Annotated in this window: 17 protein-coding genes and 1 pseudogene; 17 read left to right on the forward strand and 1 reads right to left on the reverse strand. The window is 70.7% G+C overall.

Translation table 11 applies throughout. The annotated features are described in order from the left end of the window. Positions 1-507 precede the first annotated feature (507 nt). From LI92_RS24630 to xerD, 11 genes and pseudogenes are all read left to right on the forward strand, one after another. A pseudogene (locus tag LI92_RS24630) lies at positions 508-1,206 on the forward strand (tetratricopeptide repeat protein); the annotation flags it as partial. A gap of 36 nt (positions 1,207-1,242) precedes the next feature. Next, on the forward strand, positions 1,243-2,253 hold the full coding sequence (locus tag LI92_RS24635; protein WP_502691456.1) for an HAD hydrolase-like protein: 1,011 nt from the start codon (positions 1,243-1,245) through the stop codon (positions 2,251-2,253). A gap of 14 nt (positions 2,254-2,267) precedes the next feature. After that, positions 2,268-2,444 carry a hypothetical protein gene (locus tag LI92_RS23790; RefSeq protein ID WP_192830059.1) on the forward strand — a complete coding sequence of 59 codons (177 nt, stop codon included), beginning with the start codon at positions 2,268-2,270 and terminating at the stop codon, positions 2,442-2,444. An 8-nt stretch (positions 2,445-2,452) separates the two neighbouring features. Continuing rightward, positions 2,453-3,256 (forward strand): TlyA family RNA methyltransferase, encoded by an 804-nt coding sequence (locus LI92_RS14865; RefSeq protein ID WP_046320126.1) that lies wholly within the window; start codon positions 2,453-2,455, stop codon positions 3,254-3,256. Continuing rightward, positions 3,253-4,179, forward strand: a complete 927-nt coding sequence (locus LI92_RS14870) for an NAD kinase (protein ID WP_046320127.1) — start codon at positions 3,253-3,255, stop codon at positions 4,177-4,179. Before LI92_RS14865 ends, LI92_RS14870 begins: the two co-directional genes overlap by 4 nt. A gap of 13 nt (positions 4,180-4,192) precedes the next feature. After that, on the forward strand, positions 4,193-5,995 hold the full coding sequence (recN, locus tag LI92_RS14875) for a DNA repair protein RecN (protein ID WP_046320128.1): 1,803 nt from the start codon (positions 4,193-4,195) through the stop codon (positions 5,993-5,995). A 153-nt stretch (positions 5,996-6,148) separates the two neighbouring features. Further along, the gene (gene steA / locus LI92_RS14880; RefSeq protein WP_046320129.1) at positions 6,149-7,330 is read left to right on the forward strand and encodes a putative cytokinetic ring protein SteA; all 1,182 of its coding nucleotides are present in this window, start codon (positions 6,149-6,151) and stop codon (positions 7,328-7,330) included. Between the two features lie 21 nt (positions 7,331-7,351). Then, a complete protein-coding gene (locus tag LI92_RS14885; protein ID WP_046320130.1) occupies positions 7,352-8,293 on the forward strand; it encodes a copper transporter in 942 nt (313 codons plus the stop codon). A 131-nt stretch (positions 8,294-8,424) separates the two neighbouring features. After that, a complete protein-coding gene (gene pyrG / locus LI92_RS14890; RefSeq protein WP_046320143.1) occupies positions 8,425-10,248 on the forward strand; it encodes a CTP synthase in 1,824 nt (607 codons plus the stop codon). Next, positions 10,241-10,864 (forward strand): NUDIX domain-containing protein, encoded by a 624-nt coding sequence (locus LI92_RS14895; protein ID WP_046320131.1) that lies wholly within the window; start codon positions 10,241-10,243, stop codon positions 10,862-10,864. The genes pyrG and LI92_RS14895 overlap by 8 nt, the downstream gene beginning before the upstream one ends. Next, positions 10,861-11,817 (forward strand): site-specific tyrosine recombinase XerD, encoded by a 957-nt coding sequence (xerD, locus tag LI92_RS14900; RefSeq protein WP_046320132.1) that lies wholly within the window; start codon positions 10,861-10,863, stop codon positions 11,815-11,817. The genes LI92_RS14895 and xerD overlap by 4 nt, the downstream gene beginning before the upstream one ends. A 22-nt stretch (positions 11,818-11,839) precedes the next feature. Here xerD and LI92_RS14905 read toward each other — a convergent pair whose 3' ends face one another. Continuing rightward, complete coding sequence (locus LI92_RS14905; protein WP_046320134.1) at positions 11,840-12,595, reverse strand: O-methyltransferase; 756 nt, start codon at positions 12,593-12,595, stop codon at positions 11,840-11,842. A gap of 111 nt (positions 12,596-12,706) precedes the next feature. Between LI92_RS14905 and LI92_RS14910 the strand changes: the two genes are divergently transcribed. The 6 genes from LI92_RS14910 to LI92_RS14935 form a co-directional block, all read left to right on the forward strand. Further along, the gene (locus tag LI92_RS14910; RefSeq protein WP_046320136.1) at positions 12,707-13,564 is read left to right on the forward strand and encodes a ParA family protein; all 858 of its coding nucleotides are present in this window, start codon (positions 12,707-12,709) and stop codon (positions 13,562-13,564) included. Then, positions 13,561-14,409 (forward strand): segregation/condensation protein A, encoded by an 849-nt coding sequence (locus tag LI92_RS14915; RefSeq protein ID WP_046320137.1) that lies wholly within the window; start codon positions 13,561-13,563, stop codon positions 14,407-14,409. Before LI92_RS14910 ends, LI92_RS14915 begins: the two co-directional genes overlap by 4 nt. A 14-nt stretch (positions 14,410-14,423) precedes the next feature. Further along, positions 14,424-15,191 carry an SMC-Scp complex subunit ScpB gene (gene scpB / locus LI92_RS14920; protein ID WP_082109731.1) on the forward strand — a complete coding sequence of 256 codons (768 nt, stop codon included), beginning with the start codon at positions 14,424-14,426 and terminating at the stop codon, positions 15,189-15,191. After that, entirely contained in the window at positions 15,191-15,952 is a 762-nt protein-coding gene (locus LI92_RS14925; RefSeq protein WP_046320139.1) for a pseudouridine synthase, read from the forward strand. Before scpB ends, LI92_RS14925 begins: the two co-directional genes overlap by 1 nt. Beyond that, a complete protein-coding gene (cmk, locus tag LI92_RS14930) occupies positions 15,949-16,638 on the forward strand; it encodes a (d)CMP kinase (RefSeq protein WP_046320141.1) in 690 nt (229 codons plus the stop codon). The genes LI92_RS14925 and cmk overlap by 4 nt, the downstream gene beginning before the upstream one ends. Then, positions 16,635-17,281: GTPase (locus LI92_RS14935; protein WP_046320146.1), on the forward strand; the 647-nt coding region annotated here is incomplete at its 3' end. The genes cmk and LI92_RS14935, both read left to right, overlap by 4 nt.

Below are 17,281 nucleotides of genomic sequence, written 5' to 3' on the forward strand. Positions count from 1 at the left end.
ACTGCCCACACGGGTGGAAAAGTAGGACACCGCCGAACACAACATAAAGCCCTGTGCCCCCCAAGAAATTGGGGGGCACAGGCATTTGTCCATAACTTCTCAGTGGTGCGCGAATCGACAGCGCGAATGCGACCGTGTCAAGAGGTCGGCGATGCCCGCCGTATCCTTTTCGGTAGCACTGATACGACCGGAGGGCACGAGGTGGCCGAACACGGCAATGGCGGCAGCGGGCCGCGGGGCGGCAGAGGCGCCGGAGATGCCGGGCGACGTGGCCGGCCCGCACAGTCCGGCGGCGGCTCCTTCCGCGGCACCGGCGATCAGCGCCGCACCCCCCGCAGCGCCGGGGGAGCAGGCGCACCAGACCGGGACCGCCGCCCGCGGCGCGACCACGACGGCAGCGCACGTCCCCCGCGGGACCGCGACGCCGCTCGTCCTCCGCGGGATCGCGACGCACGCCCCCGTCAGGACCGCGACGCCCGGCCCCCGCGGGACCGCGACCACACTCCGCGGCCGCCCCGGCCCGCCGGTGACGAGGCTGCGCCCCGCTACGACGACCCGCCGCTGCCCGAAGGCGTGGAGCCCAAGCAGCTCGCGCCGGAAGTGCGCCGCGAGCTCAGCACGCTCAACCGGTCGACCGCTGATGCGGTGGCCTGCCACCTGGTGGCCGCCGGAATGCTGCTCGACGACGATCCCGAGGCCGCGCTGCGACACGCCAAAGCGGCCCGGTCCCGCTCCACGCGGATCACCGCGGTACGCGAAGCTGTCGGTATCGCCGCCTACCAGTGCGGCGACTGGTCGCAGGCCCTGGGCGAACTACGTGCCGCGCGGCGGATGGGCAGCAAATCCGCGCTGCTGCCGCTGATTGCCGACTGCGAACGCGGCCTGGGCCGTCCGCAGCGGGCCATCGAGCTGGCCACCGGCCCGGAGGCCGAGGAACTCGAGGGCGACGAGGCCGACGAGCTGCGGATCGTCGCCGCCGGTGCACGTGCCGACCTGGGACAGTTGGAGCAGGCCCTGACCGTGTTGTCGGCGGCTCCCACCGATCCCGACCGGACCGGTTCCACGGTGGCCCGGCTGCACTACGCGCACGCCGAGACGCTGGTGGCGCTGGGGCGCGAGGCCGAGGCGCTGGAGTGGTACCTGCGGGCCGCGGCCGCCGACACCGAGGGCGTCACCGACGTCGAGGAGCGAATCGCCGAACTCGGCGGCGGCGCGACGCTGGCCGAGGAGTACGACTGCCTGCTGCTCGATCTGGACGGCACGGTGTTCCGCGGCGGCGAGCCGACGCCGGGCGCCGTCGACACCGTGGCCGGCCTGACCAGCCGGGCGCTGTACATCACCAACAATTCGTCCCGCGGTGCCGACGAGGTTGCGGCTCACCTGAACCGGCTGGGCTTTGCCGCCACCGCCGAGGACGTGGCCACCAGCGGCCAGATCGCGGCCGGTCTGCTGGCCGGCCAGCTGCCATCCGGAGCGCGGGTGCTGGTCCTGGGCGCGCCGTCGCTGGCCGCGGAGATCGCCGCCGTCGGATTGGAGCCGGTGCGCCTGGCCACCGACGAACCGGCCGCAGTGATCCAGGGGCTGTCCACCGAGACGGGCTGGGCCGAGCTGGCCGAGGCCGCCCTGGCGATTCGCGCCGGTGCGCTGTGGATGACGACCAACGTGGACAAGACGCTGCCCTCCGAACGCGGCCTGCTGCCCGGCAACGGCTCGATGGTGGCGGCGCTGCGGGCCGCCACCGACGCCGAGCCGCAGGTGGCCGGAAAGCCGGGACCGGCGCTGCTGACGGCCGCGCTGGCCCGCGGCGACTTCTACGCCCCGCTGGTGGTCGGCGACCGGCTCGACACCGACATCGCCGCGGCCAACGCCGCCGCACTGCCCAGCCTGATGGTGCTTACCGGCGTCAACTCCGCGCGCGACGCGGTGGCCGCGGCCGCCGAGCAACGGCCCACCTACCTCGGCCACGACCTGCGGGCACTGAATATCGGCGCCGGCCGGCTGGCCATCGGCCCGCAGCCCTGCTGGGACGTCACGGTGGACGGCGACACGCTGACCGTCGGCGCCGCCCAGCCCGAGGACGAGGACGCCGACGGGCTGTCGGTTGTCCGCGCGCTGGCCGCCGCGGTGGCCGGCGCCGAGCTGGCCGGTCGGCCGTTCAGTGTCACGGCCGCAGACGACGCCGCGGCCGCGGCTCTGCAGAAATGGTCTCTGCTCGGTACGTGGAACGACGTGGCCGCACCGGCCATGGACTAGCGTGAGTGACAGCCATGAACAACGAGATTGAGGACGTGCGGGCCCGTGTCGCCGCGGTGTTGGCCGAGTTGCCCGGCGAAGCCGAGCTGGCCGACCTGCCGGCGCACAGCGATCTCAACGCCCTGGCCCAGCGGCTCGAGGAAGCCCACCAGGTTCTGGTGCGGGCACTGGAGTCGGTAGAGAAGGGCTGAGGCTGGAAATGTCGCGGCGCGCGCGCGTCGACGCCGAACTGGTCCGGCGCGGATTGGCGCGGTCTCGCCAGCAGGCCGCCGAACTCATCGATGCCGGCCGGGTCACCATCGACGGCATCCGGGCGGTCAAGGCCGCCACCGCCGTGCCGGTGACCGCTGCGCTTGCGGTGATCGACGGCGAACGCAGCTGGGTGTCGCGCGGGGCGCACAAGTTGATCGGTGCGCTGGACCATTTCGGCATCGCGGTCGCCGGGCGCAACTGTTTGGATGCCGGCGCGTCCACGGGCGGCTTCACCGAGGTGCTGCTGGACCGGGGCGCGGCGCGGGTGGTCGCCGTGGACGTCGGCTACGGACAGCTGGCCTGGTCGCTGCGCACCGATGAGCGGGTGGTGGTGATCGAACGCACCAACGTCCGGGGCCTGACCCCGGAGATCATCGGCGGGCCTGCCGAGCTGATCGTGGCCGACCTGTCCTTCATCTCGCTGGCGACCGTGTTGCCGGCGCTGGTTGGCTGCGCGTCACCGGACGCCGATATCGTTCCGATGGTGAAGCCGCAGTTCGAAGTCGGACGACAACTGGTGGGTTCCGGTGGGGTGGTCTCGGACCCGGCACTGCGCGCGGACGCGGTCCTGTCGGTGGCGCGGCGCGCCGGCGAACTGGGGTGGGGCACCGTGGCCGTCACCGCCAGCCCGTTGCCCGGGCCATCGGGCAACGTCGAATACTTTCTGCATCTGCGTGCGGCCACTGCGCAGCTCACCGGTGAGGCGTTGCAGGCGGCCGTGCACGACGCTGTCGCGAGGGGCCCGCAATGACCGATCGTCAACGGACCGTGCTGCTGGTGGTGCACAGCGGGCGCGAAGAGGCCACCGACACCGCCCGCCGCGTCGAGAAGGTGCTCGACGAACACGGCATCGCCCTGCGCGTGCTGACCGCTGAAGCCGTCGACAAGGGCGCGCTGCACGCCGGCTCCGACGACGGCCGCGAGTTGGGTGTCCAGATCGACCTGGTGGACCCCGACACCGGCGCCGCCGAGGGCTGCGAGCTGGTGTTGGTGCTCGGCGGCGACGGCACCTTCCTGCGTGCCGCCGAACTGGCCCGCAGCGCCGATATCCCGGTACTGGGTGTCAATCTGGGCCGGATCGGCTTTCTGGCCGAGGCCGAGGCCGACACGATTGACCAGGTCCTGGACAAGATCATCGCCCGCAACTACCGGGTGGAAGACCGCATGACCCTCGACGTGGTGGTGCGCGCCGACGGGGAGATCCTCGACAGCGGCTGGGCGCTCAACGAGGCCAGCATGGAGAAAGGCCCGCGGTTGGGCGTGCTGGGCGTCGTCGTCGAGGTCGACGGGCGGCCGGTGTCGACGTTCGGCTGCGACGGGGTGCTGGTGTCGACCCCCACCGGCTCCACCGCCTATGCGTTCTCCGCCGGCGGGCCGGTGCTCTGGCCCGACCTGGACGCCATCCTGGTGGTGCCCAACAACGCCCACGCGCTGTTCGCCCGGCCCATGGTGACCAGCCCCGAGTCCACCATCGCGATCGAAGTCGAAAGCGACGGCCACAACGCGCTGGTGTTCTGCGACGGCCGCCGCAAGATGCTGGTGCCCGCCGGCGGGCGCCTGGAGGTGCAGCGCGGCGTGACACCGGTCAAGTGGGCGCGGCTGGGCCGCTCGCCGTTCACCGACCGCCTGGTGCGTAAGTTCCGGTTGCCCGTCACCGGTTGGCGCGGACAGTAGGGGTTGGCGAGGGGTGCTGACTGAGATCCGGATCGAGTCCCTGGGCGCCATCAGCGCGGCCACCGCTGAGTTCGATCGCGGCCTGACCGTGCTGACCGGCGAGACCGGCACCGGCAAAACCATGGTCGTCACGGGACTGCACCTGCTCGGCGGTGCGCGCGCCGACGCCAACCGGGTACGGTCCGGGGCCGCCCGTGCAGTGGTGGAGGGCAGGTTCTGCACCGCCGACCTCGCGCCGGAAGCCGCCGAGCAGATCGACGGCCTGCTGGAGACGGCCGGGGCGGAGCGTGACGAGGACGGCACGGTGATCGCGGCCCGTTCGGTCAGCCGCGACGGCCCGTCGCGGGCCTACCTGGGCGGGCGGGGGGTTCCCGCCAAATCCCTGACCGGATTCACCGGCAGCCTGCTGACCCTGCACGGCCAGAACGACCAGCTGCGGTTGATGCGCCCCGAGGAGCAACGTGCGGCGCTGGATCGCTACGCCGCGGTCGGGCCCCGGCTGCAGCGCTACCGGACCGCGCGGGCGGCCTGGCAGTCGGCACGCGCTGAGCTCGTCGACCGCCGCGACCGGGCCCGGGAGCTGGCGCAGGAAGCCGACAGGCTGACCTTCGCGCTTCGCGAGATAGATGCCGTGGACCCGCGGGCCGGGGAAGACGACGCCCTGACCGCCGAGATCCGGCGACTGTCCGAACTCGACGCCCTGCGCGCCGCCGCCGCCGGTGCGCGGGCGGCCCTGGCCGGCGGTGCCGACGATGCGATCGGTGAGGCGGACGCACCGAATTCGGCCACCGACCGGCTGGGGCAGGCGCGGGCGGCGCTGGCCGCCACCGACGACACCGACCTGCAGGCCCTCGGCGATCAGCTGGCCGAGGCGCTCACGGTGGTCGGTGACGTGGCCCGCGAACTCGGCGGCTACCTGCAGGATCTGCCGACGGGCACCGACGCGCTGGACGCCAAGCTGGCCCGGCAGGCGGAGCTGCGCAATCTGACCCGCAAGTACGCCGCCGATATCGACGGCGTACTGGCGTGGGCGGCGCAGTCCCGGGAGCGCCTGACCCAGCTCGACGTGTCCGAAGAGGCACTCGCCGAATTGGCCCGCCGTGTCGACGAACTCGGCGAACAGGTGGTCAAGGCGGCCACCGATCTGAGCGCCGCGCGGGCCAAGGCGGCCGGCGGCCTCGCCAAGGCGGTCAGCGCCGAGTTGTCGGGGCTGGCGATGGCCGACGCGGAGTTCAGCGTCGCGGTGCGCACCAGCCCGGCCGCCGCCGAGGACCCGGCCGCGTTGCGGTTGCCGTCGGGCCAGACCGTGCACGCCGGCGCCGACGGTATCGACGAGGTCGAGTTCGGCCTGGCCCCGCACCGCGGCATGATGGTGCTGCCACTGGCCAAGAGCGCCTCGGGCGGGGAGCTGTCCCGAGTGATGCTGGCGTTGGAGGTGGTGCTGGCCACCTCGTCGTTGTCGGCGGCGGCGCGGCAGTCCGCCGGCACCACCATGGTGTTCGACGAGGTGGATGCCGGGGTGGGGGGCCGTGCCGCGGTGCAGATCGGCCGGCGGTTGGCGCGCTTGGCCCGCACCCACCAGGTGATCGTGGTGACGCACCTGCCGCAGGTGGCGGCCTACGCCGATGTGCACCTGATGGTGGAGCCCAGCGGGCGCGACGGCGCCAGCGGGGTACGGCGGCTGCAGGACGACGACCGGGTCGGCGAGCTGGCCCGGATGCTGGCCGGGCTGGGCGAGACCGACACCGCGCGGGCCCACGCCCGAGAGCTGCTGGACGCCGCTCAACAGGATCGGGGCGCAGCGTCGGACGCCTAGCGCCGACGGTTCAGCTCGTGCCGAGTCGGTGATTTTCGGGCCCTTTCGGACCCGTACCATTGCTGTGACTGCTGTGACGTGATGTAACTTCTGAGGCTAGTGTTACGGCGCGCCTCCTGGGATTGCGCCGCGTTCGGGGCCAGAATCGCGCCCATGAAGATGCCTGCGCTGCTGTCTCGTAACACCGCCCGGCCCGGTCTTGTCGGCACCGCCCGGGTCGATCACGACATCGACCGGCTGCTGCGCAGAGTGGGTCCCGGCGACATCGTGGTCCTCGACATCCTCGACCTGGACCGGATCACCGCCGACGCCCTGGTGGAGGCCCAGATCGCCGGGGTGGTCAATGCCTCGGCGTCGATCTCCGGACGCTACCCCAACCTGGGTCCGGAAGTGCTGGTCGCCAACGGCGTCACGCTGATCGACGAAGCCGGGCCCACGGTGTTCAAGAAGATCCGGGACGGCGCCAAGGTGCGCCTCTACAACGGCGCCGTGTACTCCGGCGACCGTCGGCTGGCCCGCGGCGTCGAGCGCAGCGACGTCGAGATCGCCGACATGATGATCGAGGCCAAGACCGGCTTGGTCGCGCACCTGGAGTCCTTCGCCGGCAACACCATCGAATTCATCCGCAGCGAGAGCCCGCTGCTGATCGACGGCATCGGGATCCCCGAGATCGACGTGGACCTGCGGCGCCGCCACGTGGTGCTGGTCGGGGATGAAGACAGTGCCGCCGACGACCTCAAGTGCCTCAAGCCGTTCATCAAGGAGTACCAGCCGGTGCTGGTGGGCGTCGGCACCGGCGCCGACGTGCTGCGCAAGGCCGGGTACCGCCCGCAGCTGATCGTCGGCGACCCCGACCAGATGAGCGCCGAGGTGCTGCGCTGCGGCTCCCAGGTGGTGCTGCCCGCCGACGCCGACGGTCACGCGCCCGGTCTGGAGCGCATCCAGGACCTCGGGGTCGGCGCCATGACCTTCCCCGCCGCCGGATCCGCGATGGACCTGGCCCTGCTGCTGGCCGATCACCACGGCGCGGTGCTGCTGGTGACGGCCGGGCACACGGCCAACATCGAGACGTTCTTCGACCGAAGCCGCCAGTTGACCAACCCGTCGATGTTCATGACCCGGCTCAAGGTCGGCGAGAAGCTGGTGGACGCCCGCGCGGTGGCCACCCTGTACCACAGCCGGATCTCGGCCGGCGCCATCTCGCTGCTGGTGCTGAGCATGCTGATGGCGATCATCGTCGCGCTGTGGGTCTCGCAGACCGACGCCGTGGTGCTCGAATGGCTCGGCAACTACTGGCACCAGCTGTCGCAGTGGCTGCGGCACTGGGTGACCTAGCAAATCGGAGGCGGCACCGCGATGATCACCCCTCGCTACCACGCGATGTCGCTGACGGCAGTGCTGCTGGCACTGGTGTTCGGCGTCGTGCTGGGTTCTGGACTGCTGTCGGGTCCGCTCATGGCCGGGCTGCAGGCGGACAAGCAGGACCTGCGGGACCAGATCGGTGCGCTGCAGCAACAGCACGACGAGTTGGCTGAGCGGCTGCGCAACGCCAACGATTTCGACACCCAGATGGCGCCCCGGATCGTGCGCGACGCACTGACCGGCAAATCGACGGTGATCTTCCGGGCGCCGGACGCCGCCGACGGCGACGTCGAGGCCGTCGCACGGATCATCGGACAGGCCGGCGGAACGGTCACGGCCACCGTCACGCTGACCGACCAGTTCGTCGCCGGCGACGCCGAGGAGAAGCTGCGCGCCGTGCTGGAGTCCGGGATCGTGCCGGCGGGCGCTCAACTGAGCACCAACCTGACCGACCAGGACGCCCAGGCCGGCGATCTGCTCGGGATCGCGCTGTTGATCAACCGCAACCCCACCATCGCGCCCGCCGACGACGCCGCGCGGGAGACGGTGCTGGCCGCCCTGCGCGACACCGGCTTCGTCACCTACCCGCAGGAGCGTATCCCGGCCGCCAACGCGGCGGTGGTGATCACCGGCGGCGCGCTGCCCGACGACGCCGGCACCCGTGGGCAGAGCGTGGCCCGGTTCGCCGCCGCCCTGGCCCCGCACGGCGCCGCCACGGTCCTGGCCGGCCGGGACGGGTCGGCCTCGGGTACCTCGGCGGTGGCGATGGCCCGCACCGATCCCGCAGTGGCCGCAGCGATCAGCACCGTCGACGACGTCGACATCGAAGCGGGCCGGATCACCACCGTGATGGCGGTGAGCAGCCTGATCGGCGGGGGCCGGCCGGGGCAGTACGGCATCGGCGAGGGCGCCGGGTCGGTGACGCTGGCGCAATAGCATGCCCGTCGCGCGGGCGTGACCGGGCGTGTCTGGAGCCCAGACGCCGGGTCGATGTTAGGGTGAGATTCCGTGGGTCGGCAGGCCCTGAATATCCTGCGCCGTCGTCACGGAGGTTGGTGTTGCCACCACTGCGAAAGCATCCGCAAACCGAGCCGAAGCATCTCTTCGTCACCGGTGGAGTTGCGTCCTCACTCGGTAAGGGGCTGACGGCGAGTAGCCTCGGCCAGCTGCTGATTGCCCGGGGACTTCAAGTCACCATGCAGAAGCTGGACCCCTATCTCAATGTCGATCCCGGGACGATGAACCCGTTCCAGCACGGGGAGGTGTTCGTCACCGAGGACGGCGCCGAGACCGACCTCGACGTCGGCCACTACGAGCGGTTCTTAGACCGCGACCTGTCCGGTTCGGCGAATGTGACCACCGGACAGGTGTATTCGACGGTCATCGCCAAGGAACGTCGCGGCGAGTACCTCGGCGACACCGTCCAGGTGATCCCGCACATCACCGACGAGATCAAGCGGCGCATCCTGGCGATGTCGGAGCCCGACGCCGACGGCGTGCGCCCCGACGTGGTGATCACCGAGATCGGCGGCACCGTCGGCGACATCGAGTCGCAGCCGTTCCTCGAAGCCGCCCGGCAGATCCGCCACGACGTCGGCCGCGACAACGTGTTCTTCCTGCACGTGTCGCTGGTGCCGTATCTGGCGCCCTCCGGAGAGCTCAAGACCAAGCCCACCCAGCACTCGGTGGCCGCGCTGCGCAGCATCGGTATCACCCCCGACGCGCTGATCCTGCGTTGCGACCGCGACGTGCCCGAGGCGCTGAAGAACAAGATCGCGCTGATGTGCGACGTCGACATCGACGGGGTGATCTCCACTCCGGACGCGGCCTCGATCTATGACATCCCGAAGGTGCTGCACCGCGAGGAGTTGGACGCCTACGTGGTGCGGCGGCTGAACCTGCCGTTCAAGGACGTCGACTGGACCGAGTGGGACGAGCTGCTGCGCCGTGTCCACGAACCCCACGAGACCGTCCGAATTGCTTTGGTGGGCAAGTACATCGACCTGTCAGACGCCTACCTGTCGGTGACGGAGGCGCTGCGGGCCGGCGGTTTCAGCCACTACGCGAAGGTTGAGATCAACTGGGTGGCCTCCGACGTCTGCGAGACCCCGGCGGGCGCCGCCGCCGCGCTGGGCGACATGCACGGCGTGCTGATTCCCGGCGGGTTCGGGATTCGGGGCATCGAGGGCAAGATCGGCGCGATCGCCTACGCCCGCACCCACGGGCTGCCGGTACTGGGTCTGTGCCTGGGCCTGCAGTGCATCGTGATCGACGCGGCCCGCACGGCCGGGATCACGCAGGCCAGTTCGGCGGAGTTCGACCCCGACACCCCCGACCCGGTGATCGCGACCATGGCCGACCAGCAGGACGCGGTCGCCGGCACGGCCGATCTCGGCGGCACCATGCGGCTGGGCGCCTACCCGGCCGTCTTGGAGCCGGGTTCGATTGTGGCCGAGGCATATCAGGCCACCGAAGTGTCCGAACGCCATCGGCATCGCTTCGAGGTCAACAACGCCTACCGGGACCGGATCGCCGAGAGCGGGTTGCGCTTCTCCGGCACCTCCCCGGACGGCAAGCTGGTCGAGTTCGTGGAATACCCCCGCGAGGTCCACCCGTTCCTGGTGGGCACCCAGGCACACCCCGAGCTCAAGAGCCGACCCACCCGGGCACACCCGCTGTTCGCCGCGTTCATCGGTGCGGCGATGGACTACAAGGCCGCCGAGCGGCTGCCGGTCGAGATCCCCGAGTACGCCCACGAGTCGCACAACGCCGAGCACGACGCTGCCGGACACGATGACGCCCAGAACGGCGCCGAAGGGCACGGCGGCGGCGCCCGCCCGCTGACCGAGCCCCTGCACGAAGCGCAGCCGGAACACCTCACCCGTGGCTGACCACGTCTTCGAGACGACCTCGTCGCGGCTGCTGCACAGCGGCAAGATCTTCGCCCTGCGCCGCGACGAGGTGGTCATGCCGGGCGGCGCGACCGCCACCCGGGACGTGGTGGAGCACTTCGGTGCCGTCGCAGTCGTCGCCCTGGACACCGAGGGCCGGATTCCGTTGATCTACCAGTACCGCCACGCGCTGGGCCGCCGGTTGTGGGAACTGCCCGCCGGCCTGCTCGACGTCGGGGGAGAGCCGTCGCAGCAGACCGCCGCCCGCGAACTGGTCGAGGAAGCCGGGCTGACGGCGACCACCTGGCAGGTGCTGGTGGACCTGGACTCCACGCCGGGCTTCTCCGACGAGTCGGTCCGGGTGTACCTGGCCACCGGCCTGACCGAGGTGGATCGCCCGCAGGCCCACGACGAAGAGGCCGACCTCGAGCTCGCCTGGTATCCGATCGCCGACGCCGTCGAGATGGTGTTCGCCGGCGAGATCGTCAATGCGATTGCGGTGGCGGGGATTCTGGCCGCCTACACACACCACCAGGGCGTCGGCACCCTGCGCGACCCGGACGCCGAGTGGGTCGACCGGCCCACCGCGTTCGCCGCAAGGCAGAACCGGCCATGACCGCGGCGGCCCGGCCGGTGTGTCCGCTGAACGGGCAGTTGCAGGGGTATCTGGACCACCTGACCATCGAGCGCGGGGTCGCGGCCAACACGTTGAGCTCCTACCGGCGCGATCTGCGCCGCTACCGCGATCATCTGGTGTCGCGGGGAATCGAGGATCTGGCCGCCGTCGGCGAAACCGATGTCACCGAGTTCCTGGTGGCGCTGCGCCGCGGGGACCCGGACAACGGCGTGCCCGCGCTGTCGGCCGTCTCGGCGGGCCGGGCGCTGATCGCGGTGCGCGGCCTGCACCGATTCGCCGCTGCGGAAGGACTGGTGGCCACCGATGTGGCGCGTTCGGTCAAGCCACCGACACCGGGCCGGCGACTGCCCAAGAGCCTGACCGTGGACGAGGTGGCGGCGCTGCTGGCCGGCGCCGGCGGCGACAGCGCCACCGACGGGCCGTTGACGCTGCGCAACCGCGCACTGCTGGAACTGTTGTACTCCACCGGATCCCGCATCTCGGAGGCCGTGGGACTCGATCTGGACGACATCGACGTCGCAGACCGCTCGGTGCTGCTGCACGGCAAGGGCGGCAAGCAGCGGCTGGTGCCGGTGGGCCGGCCGGCGATCGCGGCGCTGGACGCCTACCTGGTGCGCGGCCGGCCCGACCTGGCCGGCCGGGGACGCGGCAACGCGGCGGTGTTCCTCAACGCCCGGGGCGGGCGGCTGTCGCGCCAAAGCGCCTGGCAGGTGCTGCAGGACGCCGCCGAGCGGGCCGGGATCACCGCGAAGGTGTCACCCCACACCCTGCGGCATTCCTTCGCCACCCATCTGCTCGACGGCGGCGCCGACGTGCGGGTGGTGCAAGAGCTGCTCGGTCACGCCTCGGTGACCACCACCCAGATCTACACCTTGGTGACCGTCAACGCACTGCGCGAGGTGTGGGCCGGGGCGCATCCGCGCGCCCGCTGACCGGGGGCTACGCCTCCAGGGTCTACGACCCCAGGTACGTCGACTCCAGCACCAGGTCCTCCAGCAGGCTCTGGTACTCCACATGCGTCTTGTGCTCGACGGTGTCCCACCGTGAGCCCTGCTGGGCCTGCATGTACTCCCGGTAGCGCGGCGCCCCGGGCAGCTTGACGTTGTCGGCCACCACCACCGACCCCGGATGCAGCCAGCCCCGGTCGAGGATGGCCTGCAGGTCGGGCAGATAGGCGTTCTTGTCGTGGTCGATGAACAAAAAGTCCAGTCTGCCCGCGGTGAACCCGTGTTCAGTGGCCAGGGTGTCCAGCGTGCGCCCGCCGTCGCCGATGGTGCCCACCACGCAGGTGATCCGGTCGGCCACCCCGGCGTGCTCCCAGATCCGGCGGGCGTTGACGGCGTTGGCCTCAGCCAGCTCGACGGAGTAGATCCGTGCCTGCGGCGCGGCGCGGGCGATCCGCAGCGCGCTGTAACCGCAGTAGGTCCCCAGCTCAAGGACCAGGCTCGGGTTGACCCGCTTGACCGCGGCGTCGAGCAGCAGGCCCTTCTCGTCGCCGATGTTGATCAGCAACGACTTGGAGTAGGCGAACTCGTCGAGGCGAGCAAGCGCGTCGTCGATGTCGCCGGGCCGGGCCTTGGCCAGCACGAACTCGACCGCAGCGGCCTCGCGGCCGTCGCCGATCTGGCCCGTGGTGATGACGTTGCGCGCACCGGTTGCCATCCGCAGGAACGACCACCGCAGGAAGGGGAGACGTCGTTTGAGGCTCATGGAAACGATCTTATGGCCGTCGGCGCGGTCAATCACTGCTCATGGCCACTGTCGGCGGCGGTCACCTATTAGACTTCTGCGGATGTCCGCAACCACAGACCCGGTCCGGTCATGAGCGACGACGACAGCACAGCCGTCGGTTTGACCGGGCGTCCGCCGCGGAATATCCCCGAACCGCAGCCCCGTTCGTCCCATGGGCCGGCCAAGGTCATCGCGATGTGCAACCAGAAGGGCGGCGTCGGCAAGACGACCTCCACCATCAACCTCGGTGCCGCGCTGGCCGAGTACGGCCGCCGCGTACTGCTGGTGGACCTCGATCCGCAGGGCGCGCTGTCGGCGGGGCTGGGTGTGCCGCACTACGAGCTGGCGCACACCGTGCACAACCTGCTGGTCGAACCGCGGGTCGGCATCGACGACGTACTGGTGCGCACCGGGGTGGAGAACCTGGACCTGGTGCCCTCCAACATCGACCTGTCCGCAGCCGAGATCCAGCTGGTCAACGAGGTGGGACGCGAGCATTCTCTGGCGCGGGCGCTGACTCCGGTGCTGGACAGCTACGACTATCTGCTGATCGACTGCCAGCCTTCGCTGGGGCTGCTCACCGTCAACGGTCTGGCCTGCGCCGACGGCGTGGTGATCCCCACCGAATGCGAGTACTTTTCGCTGCGCGGCCTGGCGTTGCTGACCGACACCGTCGACAAGGTGCGCGACCGGCTCAACCCGAAGCTGGAGATCAGCGGAATCCTGCTGACCCGCTACGACCCGCGCACCGTCAACTCCCGGGAAGTCATGGCGCGCGTCGTGGAACGTTTCGGCGATCTGGTGTTCGACACCGTCATCACCCGTACCGTGCGGTTCCCCGAAACCACCGTTGCCGGTGAACCCATCACCACCTGGGCGCCGAAATCCTCGGGAGCGCAGGCCTATCGCGCATTGGCCCGCGAAGTCATCCACCGATTCGGCGCGTGAACGCCGACACCGATGCTTCCGAGGCACCCGGCGACGCGCAGGGCTCAAGCGGCGGCGGTTTTCAAGTCCGGCTGAACAACTTCGAGGGCCCGTTCGACCTGCTGCTGCAGCTGATCTTTGCGCATCGCCTCGACGTGACCGAGGTGGCGTTGCACCAGGTCACCGATGACTTCATCGCCTACACCCGCGACGTCGGCGCCCGGCTCGAGCTCGAAGAGACCACCGCCTTTCTGGTGATCGCCGCCACCCTGCTCGACCTCAAGGCTGCGCGGCTGCTGCCGGCCGGCCAGGTCGACGACGAAGAGGACCTGGCGCTGTTGGAGGTCCGCGACCTGTTGTTCGCCCGGTTGCTGCAGTATCGGGCCTTCAAGCACGTCGCGCAGATGTTCGCCGAGCTCGAGGCGGCCGCGCTGCGCAGCTACCCGCGCGCGGTCTCCCTGGAAGACGGGTTCGCCAACCTGCTGCCCGAGGTGATGCTCGGCGTCGACGCCGAGACTTTCGCCCAGATCGCGGCGGCGGCCTTCACACCCCGCCCGGTCCCGGTGGTGGGCATCGAGCACCTGCATCAGGTGATGGTGTCGGTTCCCGAGCAGGCCGGGGTGGTGCTGCGCCTGCTGGAGTCCCGCGGCCAGGGGCAGTGGGCGTCGTTTTCCGAGCTGGTCGCCGACTGCCGGGCGCCGATCGAGATCGTCGGGCGTTTCCTGGCGCTGCTCGAACTGTATCGGGCCAGGGCGGTAGCATTTGAGCAGTCAGAACCACTTGGTGTGCTCCAGGTGTCGTGGACGGGCGAACGCCCAACCGCGGGAGAGCTAGTAGACCTGGTGAAAGCAGAATCGGCCGAGTAGTGCGAGACGAATTGATGACTGACCACATGCCCGACTCCGACGCGCCGGAGGAAGCCGAGACCTCCGACGCTGCGGTGGACCCGGCGGCGGAGCAGGAACCCGCGGTCCCGGCGGGTTCGGGCCTGGGGATCGACGTCGCGCTGGCCCCCGAACTCGAGGATTCCGAGCTGGGGTCGGTGCTGGAGGCGCTGCTGCTGGTGGTGGACACCCCGGTGACCGTGGAGGCGCTGGCGGCCGCCACCGACCAGCCGGTCTACCGGATCACGGCCAAACTGCGGACGATGGCCGAGGAGTTCGCTGCCCGCGACAGCGGGATCGACCTGCGCGAGACCGGCGGCGGCTGGCGGCTGTACACCCGGGCGCGGTTCGCGCCGTATGTGGAGCGACTGCTGCTCGACGGCGCCCGCTCGAAGCTGACCCGGGCCGCGCTGGAGACGCTGGCCGTGGTCGCCTACCGCCAGCCGGTGACGCGGGCCCGCGTCAGCGCGGTGCGCGGCGTCAACGTCGACGCGGTGATCCGGACCCTGGTGGCCCGCGGGCTGATCACCGAGGCCGGCACCGACCCCGACACCGGAGCGGTGACGTTCGCCACCACCGAGCTTTTCCTGGAGCGCCTCGGCCTGTCGTCGCTGACCGAGTTGCCCGACATCGCCCCGCTGCTGCCGGATGTCGATGTGATCGATGAAATGAGCGAAACCTTGGACAGCGAACCGCGTTTCATGAAACTCGGCGGTGCGCCCGCGGCCGACCAGCCGCTGACTTTCGATGTGGACCAACTCTGATGGCCTTCAATGATTTCGAGTCGGACAACGACGGCGTGCGCCTGCAGAAGGTGCTGTCGCAGGCCGGGGTGGCCTCGCGCCGGGTCGCCGAGCGGATGATCCGGGACGGACGCGTCGAGGTGGACGGTCAGGTGGTGACCGAACTGGGCACTCGAGTCGACCCCGCCGCCTCGGTGATTCGGGTCGACGGGGCACGGGTGACCCTCGACGACACCCGCGTCTACCTGGCGCTGAACAAGCCGCGCGGGGTGCATTCGACGATGTCGGACGATCGCGGCCGGCCGTGCATCGGCGACTATGTCGAACACCGGGTCCGGGGCGACGCCAAGCTGTTTCACGTCGGGCGCCTGGACGCCGACACCGAGGGCCTGATGTTGCTGACCAACGACGGCGAGCTGGCCCACCGGCTGATGCACCCGTCGTATCAGGTGCCGAAAACCTATGTGGCCACCGTGCTGGGGACGATCCCGCGCGGGCTGGGTAAGAAGCTGCGCGAGGGCGTCGAACTCGACGACGGTCCGGCCAAGGTCGACGACTTCGCGGTGGTCGACGCGGTGCCCGGCAAGTCGCTGGTGCGGGTGACCCTGCACGAAGGCCGTAAGCGGATCGTGCGGCGGATGCTGGCCGCGGTCGGCTTTCCGGTCCAGGAGCTGGTCCGCACCGACATCGGTGCGGTAGCGCTGGGGGAGCAGCGCCCCGGCAGCATCCGGGCCTTGAGCCGCAAGGAGATCGGCGAACTTTACAAGGCAGTCGGACTGTGAGCGCCGGCAGCGGGCCCGTGGTGGCGATCGACGGGCCGGCCGGAACCGGCAAGTCCACGGTCGCGCGGGGACTCGCCAAGGCGTTGGGTTCGCGCTACGTCGACACCGGCGCGATGTACCGCGTAGTCACCCTGGCGGTGCTGCGATCCGGCGTGGACCTCGACGATTCCGACGGCGTGGCCGCGGTGGCGCAGCGCGCCGAGGTCAGAGTGGAATCGCAACCCGACGGCGACCGCGCTTACCTTGGCGACGAAGACGTTTCGCGAGAGATCCGGGGCGAGCAGGTGACCCGGGCGGTGTCGGCGGTCTCGGCGGTCCCCGCGGTGCGCGCCCGGTTGGTCGCGCTGCAGCAGGTGGCCGCGCGCGGTGGCGGCGTGGTGGTGGAAGGCCGCGACATCGGCACCGTGGTGCTGCCCGACGCCGACGTGAAGATCTTCCTGACTGCCCCGGCCGAGATTCGCGCGCAACGGCGCAACGCCCAGAACATTGCGGCGGGGCTGCCCGACGACTACGTCGGTGTGCTGGCCGACGTGCTGCGCCGCGACGAGCTGGACTCCACACGGGCGGTGTCGCCGCTGCGGCCCGCCGACGACGCGGTGATCGTGGACACCGGAGACATGACCCAGGCGCAGGTGGTCGAACATCTGCGGGACTTAGTTGAGCGGCATTGCGGGGCGATCCGATGAGTGATGGAACCTGGGTCGACGAAAGCGACTGGGAGATCGGCGAGGACGGCGGGTTCGAGGACCTTGCCGAGGACTCCGGGCCGCCTCCGGTGGTGGCGGTGGTGGGCCGGCCCAACGTCGGCAAGTCGACGCTGGTCAACCGGATCCTGGGCCGCCGCGAGGCGGTGGTCCAGGACCTGCCCGGCGTGACGCGCGACCGCGTCTCCTACGACGCGTTGTGGACCGGCCGCCGGTTCGTCGTGCAGGACACCGGCGGTTGGGAGCCCGACGCCAAGGGCCTGCAGCAGCTGGTGGCCGAGCAGGCCGCGGTGGCGATGCGCACCGCGGACGCGGTGATCCTGGTGGTGGACGCGGTGGTGGGCGCCACCGCCGGCGATGAGGCCGCCGCCCGCATTCTGCGCCGGTCCGGTAAGCCGGTGTTCTTGGCCGCCAACAAGGTTGACGGCGAGCGCGCCGAGGCCGACGCGGCAGCTCTGTGGTCGCTGGGGCTGGGCGAGCCGCATGCGGTGAGCGCCCTGCACGGGCGCGGCGTGGCCGACCTGCTCGACGAGGTGGTCGCCAAGCTGCCCGAGGTTGCCGAAACCGCCGGCGGCGGGGGCGGGCCGCGCCGGGTGGCGTTGGTCCTGTCTCTTATACACATCTC

The sequence above is a fragment of the Mycobacterium sp. UM_Kg1 genome (assembly GCF_000972925.1).
Classification (GTDB): Bacteria; Actinomycetota; Actinomycetes; order Mycobacteriales; family Mycobacteriaceae; genus Mycobacterium; species Mycobacterium hiberniae.